The sequence below is a fragment of the Enterobacteriaceae bacterium Kacie_13 genome, from assembly GCA_013457415.1.
GTDB lineage: Bacteria > Pseudomonadota > Gammaproteobacteria > Enterobacterales > Enterobacteriaceae > Rahnella.
Genome location: CP045665.1, coordinates 4393930 through 4406785, shown reverse-complemented (window position 1 = coordinate 4406785; position 12856 = coordinate 4393930). Strand labels below are relative to the sequence as shown.

The 12856-nt window shown below is 49.4% G+C and carries 11 protein-coding genes; 6 read left to right on the top strand and 5 right to left on the bottom strand.

Annotation, left to right across the window (positions count from 1 at the left end):
• Positions 1–11 precede the first annotated feature (11 nt).
• Positions 12–716 carry a fimbria/pilus periplasmic chaperone gene (locus GE278_20250; protein QLK62939.1) on the bottom strand — a complete coding sequence of 235 codons (705 nt, stop codon included), beginning with the start codon at positions 714–716 and terminating at the stop codon, positions 12–14.
• 743 nt (positions 717–1459) lie between these two features.
• Between GE278_20250 and GE278_20245 the strand changes: the two genes are divergently transcribed.
• From GE278_20245 to GE278_20225, 5 genes are all read left to right on the top strand, one after another.
• On the top strand, positions 1460–2380 hold the full coding sequence (locus GE278_20245; protein QLK62938.1) for a LysR family transcriptional regulator: 921 nt from the start codon (positions 1460–1462) through the stop codon (positions 2378–2380).
• 425 nt (positions 2381–2805) lie between these two features.
• Entirely contained in the window at positions 2806–3462 is a 657-nt protein-coding gene (locus GE278_20240) for a DUF1120 domain-containing protein (GenBank protein QLK62937.1), read from the top strand.
• Positions 3463–4128: 666 nt separating this feature from the next.
• Positions 4129–5682, top strand: coding sequence for an MFS transporter (locus tag GE278_20235; protein ID QLK62936.1), 1554 nt, complete (start codon positions 4129–4131; stop codon positions 5680–5682).
• Between the two features lie 250 nt (positions 5683–5932).
• Positions 5933–7138 carry a serine hydrolase gene (locus tag GE278_20230; GenBank protein QLK62935.1) on the top strand — a complete coding sequence of 402 codons (1206 nt, stop codon included), beginning with the start codon at positions 5933–5935 and terminating at the stop codon, positions 7136–7138.
• A 277-nt stretch (positions 7139–7415) separates the two neighbouring features.
• Positions 7416–8363, top strand: coding sequence for a hypothetical protein (locus tag GE278_20225; GenBank protein QLK62934.1), 948 nt, complete (start codon positions 7416–7418; stop codon positions 8361–8363).
• A gap of 109 nt (positions 8364–8472) precedes the next feature.
• On the opposite strand, the gene GE278_20220 is transcribed toward GE278_20225, so the two are convergent.
• Positions 8473–8709 (bottom strand): autotransporter outer membrane beta-barrel domain-containing protein, encoded by a 237-nt coding sequence (locus GE278_20220; GenBank protein ID QLK62933.1) that lies wholly within the window; start codon positions 8707–8709, stop codon positions 8473–8475.
• Positions 8681–10381 (bottom strand): GNAT family N-acetyltransferase, encoded by a 1701-nt coding sequence (locus GE278_20215; GenBank protein QLK62932.1) that lies wholly within the window; start codon positions 10379–10381, stop codon positions 8681–8683. Before GE278_20215 ends, GE278_20220 begins: the two co-directional genes overlap by 29 nt.
• A 174-nt stretch (positions 10382–10555) precedes the next feature.
• On the opposite strand from GE278_20215, the gene GE278_20210 reads away from it, so the two are divergent.
• Complete coding sequence (locus GE278_20210; protein QLK63363.1) at positions 10556–10699, top strand: hypothetical protein; 144 nt, start codon at positions 10556–10558, stop codon at positions 10697–10699.
• An 18-nt stretch (positions 10700–10717) separates the two neighbouring features.
• Here GE278_20210 and GE278_20205 read toward each other — a convergent pair whose 3' ends face one another.
• Together GE278_20205 and GE278_20200 are read right to left on the bottom strand one after the other, a co-directional pair.
• Positions 10718–11812: a hypothetical protein gene (locus GE278_20205; GenBank protein QLK62931.1), complete on the bottom strand. Its 1095-nt coding sequence runs from the start codon at positions 11810–11812 to the stop codon at positions 10718–10720.
• 118 nt (positions 11813–11930) lie between these two features.
• A complete protein-coding gene (locus tag GE278_20200) occupies positions 11931–12818 on the bottom strand; it encodes a hypothetical protein (GenBank protein ID QLK62930.1) in 888 nt (295 codons plus the stop codon).
• Positions 12819–12856: the final 38 nt, after the last annotated feature.

Genomic DNA, 12856 nt, shown 5'->3' with positions numbered 1-12856 from the left:
AAATCCGGAAGTTATTTCAATGCGGCGACGTAGCTGCCCGCTTCGAAACCGAAACGTGATGACGGGAACATCTTCACTTGTTTATCAGAGGTTGAACTTTTCAGATTCACTGTCAGGGTTTCGCCCGGCAGGATGAAGGTTTTGTCAAAGCTGCCTGAAACGTTGGATGGCTGGGTGACGACCTGCGGAGACATACGCACCACGTAAGCGCTCGGGTTGGTCACTTTCAGCACGTTGCCTTGTGCTTTCCACTCCAGTTTTTCCCAAGGTGTGGTGAATTCCGGCAAGCCTTTAGGATGAATAATTACCGGCAGGTTCTGGCGGATGGTGGTGGTGATTTGCTTCTTACCGACGGCTTTCGCCTGAGGAATGCCTTCAAAAATCACGCGCTTATATTGCTCAACCTGCAGCGGAGCGGTGGTGTTGAGCACAAAGCGCACGCGTTGTGTCTGACCGGCTTCAAGACGGACAATCGGCTGGGTGGCGACGAGCATCGCCCCTTTATTGCTGCTGCCGTCAGTTTCCTGAATGGTGGTGTAGAGCAGGGCGGCTTTATCGTCGGTGTTTTTGACGTTCATGCTGCCGCCACCTTCGGCCTCATCAATTAATAAGACGGTGGTTTCAGGTACCATACCGGTGGCATGAGACAGTGAAGGGATAAGAGGCAATAATGTACCTGCCAGCATAATGGCATATTGGCTAAATTTACTTTTCATGAGCAATATATCTCTATAGCAGAAGATCAAATATAATTGATCAGTATTTTACATCGCGCTCAGACTGCTGATAAATAAAGGGACCGCTCCCGTATTAAACAGGTTCAGGTGTAAATATCTGATCAATCATAGAGTGAATATGAATGGGGCGAGAGCTAAGTTGTATTCCCGTGCCTCACTCCGATGCCAGTCAGTATTAATCAATTCACCAGAAATATACATCTCTGTATTTTAAAAACACTTTTCGTAATCAGAGAATAAACTGTTGTTTTTGGGGTAATATAAAGCGCTTTCAAAAATAACCATTAAATATCATGCGATTGAAAATGTTAAAACACATGCAAATAATTAACAAACCGTCCCTGGTAACGGGCGGTATCAGCCCGTGAACAGGGGCGGTTATTTCACGGCTTTAGCTTATGCGGGAACTGGCGTTATACTAACAACATCTGAAAACCTCTAAACGTAATTTGATGTATGTTACTGGTGTCGCGGGAAAAATATATTAGTTTATGGGTTTACACAAAGAGATAAAATGAAATATAACCCTGGGAAATGAAAAATGTATCCGGCAAAATCCCCCCTATATGATGATCAGCCGGTTGTCCTTAAGATATAGATTGTCTTCAGCTTGTAAATAAATAAGCTAAAAAATACTTCCGGCGTTGCGGCTTTAGAACCATACTGTTTTGATTCGTGTTGCAATTTTCATACTTCTGCTAAAAATATTTGGAAAGATATAAATGCCTAATAAAAGATCCCGTGCTGTCAGTAAGTTTGACCTCAACCTGCTGGCCACCTATGAAACGATTTACATGACGCGCAGCGTCACTAAAGCGGCAAAGTCGCTGAACCTCACGCCTTCTTCTGTCAGTCAGTCACTGCAAAAGTTGCGTGACTTCTTTGCCGACCCCCTTTTTATTCGCACGCATTCCGGGCTGGTGCCTACCGCCATGGCCACCGATATTTATACCCAGTTACTACAAACCTATGGCGGCCTGATGAGCAGCCTTGAATCCATGACGCAAGGGGACAACAGAGATTTGCTGACGGTCCACTGTCCAACCTATGTTGCCATGCGCATTGTCCCCGCTATCTCACATTGGCTTGAGATCCATGCTCCGCACTGCAAAGTTTTGCACCGGGACTTTTTACGTGATCTGGATTCACCGGAAGAACTCCTGCAACGCCGGGGCGTGGATTTACTGTTTGACGTGTCACCCTGCCACAGCTTTGCGCTGGAGACGGTGCCTCTTTATCAGGAAGGCAGCATGTTTATTTGCCGTAAAAACCACCCGAGGCTTGGAAGCAGTATTTCAAAAGAAGAGGCCGCACTGGAAAGGTTTGCCTTGTTTGAAACGGAAGGGATGGATATTCAGCTGGGTCAGCTACACGTTAAAAAGCAGTTTGGAGAAAGAAAGACAGCAATCGGCAGCAGTTCTCTCATGACGATTCTCTCCACGGTTGAAGAAACGGATATCGTTGGCGTCATTCCTGTCTGGCTATATCAAAAACTTAAAAACAGTTATGACATCCGCACGCTGGATAGGTCTTTCAAAACGCAGGTCGTGACCACATACATGATGTATCACAAAAATGCCCTTCATAATGGAATGTTCTCCGGACTGGTGAGCTGGTTAGAAAAACACTTTGAGGAGGAATAGTTAGTGTTTTATTCAGAAGATCCCGGACTTCACCTTGGTTTAGCCCCGCCCGGGATTTGTAACACCTTTGAGATGTTAGAATAGATAATAGTTTGCTGCTCCGAAGGATACTTGTTAATTTTTGATGTTGTTTTAACATTTTCAACCTTATGAATTCAGAAGTTTATTATTGCATTTATCTTCTGTAAGCCAGTTCACACCAGCTAATTCAGGAATAACGAAAAGTGTATTTAAAATACTTTGTTAGCGGTACTCCTACTATTAACATAAGATATTCCTCGCCAAGTGAATTGCCTGTGCTATTTAAATTCCATACGCAAAAATACCATCCTGTAAATGGATGCTTTTTATAAACTCTAATAAGGATGTTCTGCGACATTATGTTACAGATAGCGATGACAGCCGGATGTCATCAGAGATAATAAATGAAGTATGTCAGAGAAATAATACTTAGCATTACGCTGTTAATGTCTGTCAGTACCCAGGCAGCGACAGCTACCGTCCAGATAAAAGGGACGGTAGCACCGGGTTCGTGTATACCTTCATTGTCCAATAATGGCGTAGTGGATATCGGTAATCTTGATTCAAAACAACTTGAAGAGGGGGTGAAGGTCGTATCAGTTCAGAACATCAGTCTGGATATCATCTGCACAAATCCAACCCGTGTCGCCTATACACTGACCGATAACCGCCATGAGTCGTTACCGGCAATGCTTCCTGAAAACATTATCAACAGCGCGGATCTGTTTGGCCTCGGTAAAAGTGCCGGGCAAATTGCTATTGGTAGCTGGTACATTACCGTCCCAGCATCGGGCCTGATTGAGGGTATTGAAGCTCAAAACATCGCCTCGCATAACACCGAACTCTGGTTACCACAGACAGAAAATAACATGCTGAGCAACACTAACGGTGGAAAACCCGTTTACTATTCTTTTGCCCGTGATGGTGAAACGACACCTTCGTCAGGCAGTGCTTTTTCCACTTCCTTTTCTGTCAATGTCGCACTGTCCTCAGAGTTGAAGAGCATAACGGAAGTCGCCCAGGCCGACGGAAATGCAGCCATCAACATCATTTACCTGTAAGGGCGTACGGATAACATATTATTAAACCTTTTTGGAATCAGAGACATTACTTTGGTTAGTGAGGTGCAATGAGTCCGGTTAAGTACGGCAGCATCTTGGGATCACAACATAACCAGTCCAACAAAACATCCGCATCTCCAAAAGTGACATTATCAAATGGGACTTACAATATGTTTAGGCTGGTTTTAAATGTCCGCCTTTTGGCTGAGCTTCATCTGCGCTGTGAATGGTGGTCCATCGAGTTTCATCCTTATGAATTTGTGGGAATTTTTCCTGGTAAGCGATTAGTGTACAAACTTTATTGTTCCAAAATGTCCTTCTGTACAATGTTTATTGTTCCAACACAGTAGCTTCACGTAATTCATAAGTATTCAAAATTCTTAGCACTTCATACAAACAACTCTGTTGGAGTGCTACCTCTTTACACCCCTTTTCCGCTCATCAAACCCATGTATTCTCCTGCCAGTCATTTCCCGCATTAACCGTCATAAAGTCTGTAAAAGTGGACAATGGTCGACTTTTCATCTTAAAGTCCTGCGGTTGGCACTAGAGATAACCCCCAATTGTTATCAAATAATAATGGCTGAATGATGATGAGCGGCCCGCCAGACAGCCGCCGCGCAGTTCAGTGTTCGCAAACACTCCGTCAGACTTTTTGGAGAATTTATGCATTCCTCTGGTAGTAAAAACGAAGGCCGGACCTTCTTAGGCCACCCTTATCCGCTGCGCTCACTGTTCTTCACCGAGATGTGGGAGCGCTTCTCGTTTTACGGGATCCGTCCTTTACTGATTCTGTTCATGGCGGCGACGGTCTACGAAGGCGGCATGGGGCTCGCGCGTGAAAACGCTTCGGCTATCGTCGGTATCTTCGCTGGCTGTATGTATCTCGCCGCGCTGCCGGGCGGCTGGCTGGCGGATAACTGGCTCGGTCAGCAGCGTGCAGTCTGGTACGGTTCAATCCTTATTGCCCTTGGTCACTTGTCGATTGCGCTCTCCGCCTTTATGGGCGACAGCCTGTTCTTTATCGGCCTGATGTTTATCGTCCTCGGCTCTGGCCTGTTCAAGACCTGTATCTCGGTCATGGTGGGCACGCTGTATAAGAAAGGCGATGCGCGTCGCGACGGCGGTTTCTCGCTGTTTTATATGGGCATCAACATGGGGTCGTTTATCGCGCCGCTTATCTCCGGCTGGCTGATAAAAACCCATGGCTGGCACTGGGGCTTTGGTATCGGTGGTATCGGGATGCTGATCGCGCTGGTGATTTTCCGCCTGTTTGCGGTGCCGTCGATGAAACGTTACGACAGCGAAGTCGGTTTGGACTCCACCTGGAATAATCCGGTGGCGAAGAAAAAGGGCGTTGGCGCCTGGCTGCTGGCGCTGGCGGTGGGTGTGGCGATCGTTGTTGCGCTGATTGCTCAGGGCGTGATTGTGATTAACCCGGTCGCGGTTGCCAGCGTGCTGGTCTACGTGATTGCCGCCTCGGTGGCTCTCTACTTTATTTACCTGTTTGTGTTTGCCGGCCTGAACCGCAAAGAACGCGCCCGGTTGCTGGTTTGCTTTATTTTACTGGTGTCTGCGGCCTTCTTCTGGTCTGCGTTCGAGCAAAAACCGACCTCGTTCAACCTGTTCGCCAATGACTACACCAACCGCATGATCGGCGATTTTGAAATCCCAGCCGTATGGTTCCAGTCCATCAATGCGCTGTTTATCATCATCCTTGCGCCGGTATTTAGCTGGGCATGGCCGATGATGGCGCGCAACAATGTGCGTCCAAGCAGCATCACCAAATTCATCATCGGTATATTATGCGCGGCGGCGGGCTTTGGCATCATGATGATGGCGGCCCAAAATGTGCTGGCCAACGGCGGCGCAGGCGTATCCCCAATGTGGCTGGTGGGCAGTATTTTGATGCTGACTCTGGGCGAATTGTGCCTGAGCCCGATTGGTCTGGCGACCATGACGCTGCTGGCACCGGAAAGAATGCGCGGGCAGATGATGGGGTTGTGGTTCTGCGCCAGTGCGCTGGGAAATCTGGCGGCCGGTCTGATTGGCGGTCACGTGAAAGCCGATCAACTGGATATGCTGCCGAACCTCTTCGCGCGTTGTTCCATTGCGTTGCTGATCTGTGCGGCGGTACTGTTCGTGTTGATCATTCCGGTTCGACGCATGTTGCAAAATGCTCAGGCGAGTTCTGAGCAGAAACCTGCGACCCATGCCTGACAAGAAACAGCGTGTTTTAATCGCGTGAAAAGAATGAAGGAGGCCGGTCTGACGATCGGCCTCTTTTTCTTTCTGCGTTGGTGCCCTGTTTGGTTTGGCTATCGCGTAACATTCCGATTGTAAAAATCCACGAAATCGCTCAGTGTGCGGCCTGCAGTGCGCCATCTGGCGTGCGTAAACCACTTTCGCAAGGTCTCCTGATGTACACCCGTCATTATCCCCGTCCGGCTTCGCGTGATAAATCAATGCAATGAAAAGAGTGACGGGAAGACTGACCGGTTTTAGTATCCTGATGCCTTTGCTGCTGACTTCATGCAGCACGCTGTCTGAGATGCAGGTGAAGGAAAATCCGCAGGCGGTGAAGCAGCTCGCCTGTACGCAAAATATCGACGGCCTGGTCGATGGCATCGTGTCGCAGTACATCAAAAAAGAAAAGGCCAGCGGACTGGCGATAGGGATCATCCGTAACGACGGTGTCGCGCGGACGTGGGGTTACGGTCACACCAACGCAGTGAATGGCTACAAAATTGACGGGCAAACGCTGTTCGCGCTGGGGTCCATCAGTAAGGGCGTGACCGGCGAAGTGGTGGCGGGGCTGGTGGATAAAGGGCTGCTGAAGTGGGACGACAAGCTTTCTGATTTGTTGCCGAAAAATACGCCGCTGAGCGAAGACGCCAGGAACATCACCCTGTTACAACTGGCGACCCACACCTCGGGGCTACCGCGCCAAAACATGAACAAAGACATGTTGCAGAGTTTCCTCCGGTATCTGTATACCGGCGATAACTTTTATAGCGAACTGGACAGCGATGCGGTGGTGAACGATCTCTCTTCGTTTAAACGGCCGCAAACGCCGGAGCCTCAGTATTCCAATCTGGGTTACGCACTGCTCGGCTACATTCTCAAGTTAAAAACCGGCGAAGATATCCAGCAGCTGTCTTATGACTTTATTTTCAGGTCGCTGGAAATGGGCAGTACCAGCTTCCACGGCCCGACGCTGAAAGCCTATCCTTACCGGGCCATCGGCCATGCGGGCGATCAGCCGAAATTTATTCGCCGTGGCAAAGTGGTACCCGACTGGTCTTTCACGAATAATATGGTTGCGGCGGCTAACTTATACAGTAACGTTGACGACTTACTGAAATACCTCCGTGCGCATATAACAGACTCGGAACCAAGCGAGCTTAATTCTGCGATAAGAGTTTCTGAAAAAATTTATTTCCAGCGGAATATCGAAGCAGCCAATATCGCGTGGGTCACTGACCATAAAGATAATCAGGTGATCACTTATCAGGTTGGCTATATTGGCGGGTACTCAAGTTATATTGGTTTCGATAAAAAGCATAAGAATGCGGTTGTTGTCTTACAGAACTCTTTCAACTGGAGCAATTACATCGGCCATGACCTGTTGCTGAAGATGGCGATGGCGGATGACTATCGGGGAACATGCCCCTGAAGTCAGCCTGTTTGCTGCGAAAAATCCAAATAATTCATTACTCATGAAAATGAATTTCATTAATTTATATTGATATTTTATTGATGTGTAAAGTTATTACACAATAAGTATTACGTTATGACTTTATATTTGTAAGATATGACCCTGTTTGATTTCGTGATGAACGGGAAACCTCTTTTCGCTGTTATAATTTTCCAGATTTATCGGCGACCACCGCTATATCTTTGATGAGCAGCATTTGGAAAGGTCATTTAATTTATAATGTGAAGGTACTTGTATGTATTTCATCCCCTTAAAGAAGAGCGTTTGTGCCTTAAGCCTCTTAATCATCTCTTGTTATATGATTTCTGCTGGCGCCTCTGAATCAGCTCCTGCGGTTGTCCATAATACTCATGCTGACGCGAGCGTTCCGGTCTCGCCGACCGCACCTGCAGCCACATCACCAGCACCAGGGGATGTTTCGGTGACTCCCGTCACCACGCCAGCCACGGTTACGCCTGACGCTGCCCCCGTTGCTGAACACGTGACTGCATCCCCTCCGGGAGAAGTGCAGAAACCTGCCGCTGTTGTTGCACAAGAACCGACTAAACCGGTCTTAAGCCTGAACAGTGAAGAACAAAAACGCGCTTATGCCAGCGGTGTTGCACTGGGGCAATATGTTGAAAATCAGATCACACAGCAGCGGGCGCTGCACATTACGCTGGATAAAGACCTTCTTCTGGCGGGTATTACCGATACGTTTAATCATCAGGAAAAAATGAGCGTTCAGGATGTTCAGGAAACGCTGATGGCGTTTGATGAGCAAGTCAAAATCCTGTTGCTGGCTGAGGTCGCGAAAAAGCAGGAGGCAGATAAAGCCTTTATCGATCAGTTCGCCAAACGCCCTGGCGTGAAAAAAACGTCGAAAGGTCTGTATTATCTGATCGAAGATAAAGGTGAGGGAGCAGCCATCAACGACTCAAATCAGGTAGAAGTGGCCTATAAAGGTGAACGGGTGGACGGTACCGTTGTGGAGGCTCCACAGATCGAGAATTCAAACCCGATATTTCGCGTTGCGAACATGCCACCGGTTCTGCGCGACAGCGTGAAGCTGATTCGTAAGGGCGGTAAAATCAAAGTTGTCGTTCCGTCCGGTGTTCTGGAAAGCGATAATGCAGCAGCCAAACAAAATAACATGGTGATGATTTACACCATTTCCGTGGTGAATGTGAATAATCCGCAGTAATTCCATTTAACATGCCTCTTTTAGGGAGTTCGCGCACTTTCGTAGAATTTACACCCTAAAAAAGGGCTCAACGCGTGAGCCCTTTGGATTGATATTTAAAGTTTTTGCATCAGAAGCTGACTTTCACACCCAACGTAGCGCTGGTATCGCGATAGCTTTCGCTGCCCATCTGCTGGCCGATATTGCCCCACAGGTTGACCCGCTGGGTCAGTTGTCCGTCCACACCGGCGCGGACTTCGGCGATATTCTTGCTGCCCCGCTGTTCGTTGTAGGACGCGTCCGAAGAGTGAGAAGTGCAAAACAGAGAAGGAGATAACTTACTGATGAACCGCGATATAGCGTTCAAACTTTGCCGGTTTTAAGCAGCTGAGATCGACCAGGACTAACCCGTCGATACAGTTATTAAATTCGGGATCGCTGCCGAAATCGATGAACTGCACGCCGCCGGTTTCGCAAAGTTCTGAATACTGCTTATACAGCGGCGGAATGCTGCTCCCCAGATTGGCGAGCAGACGTTTCAGACGCTGTAAATCTTCCTGATAATCGTCACCGCAAAACTGCGCGAACACGTCCGGCAGTGAAGCTGGATAAGGACGGCGGGAGGTGGCCAGCGGCAGAGCAGGGGCGAAATACAAGCGATAAAACGCCACCAGCAAATCACGCGCGGGCAGCGGCATTCCGCCGGAAATCGACACCGGCCCGAACAGATAACGCGTCTGCGGATACTTCGCCAGATACGCACCAATGCCCAGCCACAGATAATCCAGCCCGCGTTTTCCCCAGTACGCAGGCTGAATAAAGCTGCGTCCTAGCTCAATGCCCTGCGCCAGAATCGGATCCATCTGATGCCCGTACTGGAACAGGCTCTGGCTGTAAATACCGTTCAGGCCTTTGCTGGCGAGCTGATCGGCAGTCGGGATAAAACGGTATGCGCCGACAATTTCCAGGGCCTGCGGATCCCACAATACCAAATGGAAATAATCGTCGTCGTACCCGTCGAGATCGCGACGACGGCCGCTGCCTTCCCCGACGGCGCGAAAGGCAATTTCTCGTAGCCGCCCAAGTTCGCGCAGGATCGGCACGGTGTCTTCGCCGTGGCGGCGGTAGAGATAAATCATTTTGCCGTCCGGCGTTTTGCCCAGCACTTCGCTGGCTTCCAGCGCATGTTTGAGCACCGCACGGTCTTCGGCGCGGGCAATTGACGATTCGGTATGGAACAGCCCCGGCTTGCCGCCGCCGAGACGATAAACGTGTTTACGAAAACGCGCCGCCAGATCGCCCGCCAGCATTTGTCCGTCGTGCCAGCTGGAATAGGGGATGCGCGCGCCGATTTTCAGTGTCAGGCTGTTGCCGCGCTGGCCGAACATCTCATGCACCAGCAGCAGCGTACTGAGCGGACGGTAAATCATTGAGCTGAGATAAAACAGCGCGCTGTTGCTGCCGCTGATATGCACCGGCACCACGGGCGCACGAGCTTTGGCCGCGAGACGGATAAAACCGGTGTGCCATTTTCCGTCGCGCACGCCTTTCGAGCTCATGCGCGAGACTTCACCCGCCGGAAAGACAATCAGCACGCCCTGGTTCTCCAGATGCTCCTGCATCTGCGTCACCTGATTGCGGCGCGTCCGGTTGCCCATGTTATCCACCGGGATCATCAGGCTACCGAGCGACGAAACCAGCGACAGCAGCTGGTTAGCCACCACTTTGACGTCAGGGCGCACCGATGCCACTGCGTGCAAAAGTGCCAACCCGTCCAGCGTGCCAATCGGGTGGTTTGCCACTACCACCACCGGGCCATAGCTCGGGATCTGTTCGCGGTCGCGTTCGGTCAGTTCACAGCGAATATTAAACTGCTCGAGCACCTGTTCGACCATATCAATCCCTTTCAGGTGCTGATACTGGTCGGCAAAGCGGTGAAATTCTTTCTCGCGGAACAGGGTTTTTAACAGACGGCGTTGCCAGGAAGGGGTTTTATGCTGCGGGTCGAGATCCTGAAACAGGGTATCCATGCTAAACATAGGATGTCCTCCGGTTGAAGTCATCTGACCATAATCAGCCGGTGTGACAGTGATGTGTCAGCGAAATGACAGAATGGACAAATTTGCTGACCGGCAAATCAGCGTACCAGATTGTCTGCGCCTTCCTGTTTGAACGGGAAATGATGCCGCCGGAACAATGCCTGCGTACACCGGATTTTTAATTATATTCATGATAATACTCACCTGGCCCGTCGCGGCGTGATGAAAATTCTTGCCGATCTACGTCAGGATGAATATATCAATATTGAGAACAGCATACTTATTGCGATCCTCAAAACGTTACCGCCTGAATATTAAAATACGCACCGGTATTGTTTAATTGACCAGACAGGCAACACCCTCGTTTTTATCCTCGGTATTTGATGTGATGCGTCCGTTAGAAATATACATATAGTAAGCGTTGTCCGCTCCCCATTCGTCTGAAGACCAGAAAACTGGCCCGGCAAATTTCGCATTTTGCTGAGAAATATCGCCCCATTCCTGCCACAGCGCATCGGAGGGTATTTGTCGCACATCGGCGGCCGTCGATAAATGATAAGTATCTGGCATAGTATATCCCTGAGATGTGCACCAGTTTTTTGCATCCTGCCAGTTCATTTTTGCGGTGCTGAAAATAAAGAATTCGGACGGATTAAATTTTATACGTGCAACAGCTTTGTCATTTCTGGCCTGTATCGTGACCGGGCCTTTTGCCAGAAAAGTAACCAGCCCGTCCTGAGTGACTGTGGCGACGTTGTTATTACTGCTTGCCCAGATAATCTGAGATTCAGGGTTGTCCGTTTCCAGCTGAACTTCTGCGCCAACCCAGCCGGTATGCAGAATTTGATCCGAGCTGACAGTCTTACTTTCACTGGTGCCGGGTGCGACAATATAGTCCGTAAAATTAACAGAATGCGGGTTTACCGGCCCTTCGATAATATTATCGCTGTCGTCATAGGCACTTACATCCGCCACCGTAAGCGCTTCGGCGGTGCGGGGAATACCTGTTTGCGTTTGCGGCTGGAGCGTCACGCCAATATTACAGCCATAATCCGCCGAGGTAATGGTGTAGCTGTTAACCTGCGTTGCCAGTACGTGGGAGCCTTTGGTCGGGTGATCGCAGGTCCAGACGATCGACGACAGCGTGGCATCTGCATCTCCTTCATTATCTTGCAATTCCCACGTCAGGGTGACGATATCGCCTTCATCGAGTTCATCGGTGTCGTCGTGTTCGCTGATTTTCCTGAAATCGATTTTGTTGCTGTCACCGGAATTATTTTTGATGACCGGAGGCGTACCGTTCAGAATACCCGTCGCTGCCGTCATGAAATCTCCGGCCTGTGGCTCCGTAGCTTCAGCCCGACAGTGTGTGCTGAAGGCGAGTATTATCAGGAGAGAAAGTCCTGATAATTTGAAATATCGTGAAAACATAATTTCATCCTGATTATTCGAGCCAGAACACGCTCAGAGGATGTGAAAAGTTGAGCACTTTCGTGCCCAACTTTCCTGAAGTAACAATTTAAAATAAAAACGTTACCCTTCGGTTTAATTATTTCCTGACTGATTTAACGGTTTTTACTGATTTCAGTAAGGGTGAGTAATCAACTTTCAGGCTGTAACCCTGAACACCGTCTGCGCCCGCGGTCGCGAAGACAGAAGTGGCCCCGGCATTCGTAGCAGGGATAACCAGATCTTTGCCATTCGTTGCACTGACAGCATAACCGCCCGCAGTGCCGGTGGTGGCGCTGGTGCCTTCGAAGAACCATTTGTAGTTGTAGTTGCTGGTCGCTTCCAGTTCGCCCGCATCCCACACGCCGTTGTTGTTGGCGTCATACCAGGCTTTGAACTGGTAAGTGTGGCCAACAAGCAGTACGCTGTTCGCCTTGCCGATCAGGTTGACGGTTGGTGCGGTCGCATCCACAATTTCTACGCCAACCTTGCCACCGACGATCGGGCCGTCCGGTATCCCATCAGTTGCGTTGGCACTGACGTCTTCGATAGTAATGACCTGGCCTTTTGACGGCATACCGGTCGAGGTCTGTTCGGTAATTTCTGCCCCCAGATAGCGGCCTGCATCGGTCGCCGCGATGGTATAGGTATCCTTACCGTCGTTGGCTAATGCGGTTTTATCGCCACCTTTACCATCGCTGGTGGTAAACCACTTGATGGTGGTTTTACTGCTGTCAACGTCGCCTTCTGCGTCTTTAAACGTATAATTTAACGTAATTTTATCGTTCGGGGACATGGCGTCTGTTGACCCACTTTCGTGTCCGTTCGAGAAGGAAACGCTGTGGTCTGACTGGCCTGCGTCGGTACCTTTCAACACCGGTACTGTCCCGATCAACTGACCGGCAGAATCCGTCATATCCGCTAAAGCAACGTGGGAGCAGCCGGCAAATAACAGGCTGGCCAGAAGGGTTTTATTAAACTTTGTCATAGCAATATCACTCTGTAAAATTATATTCAGTTAATGTT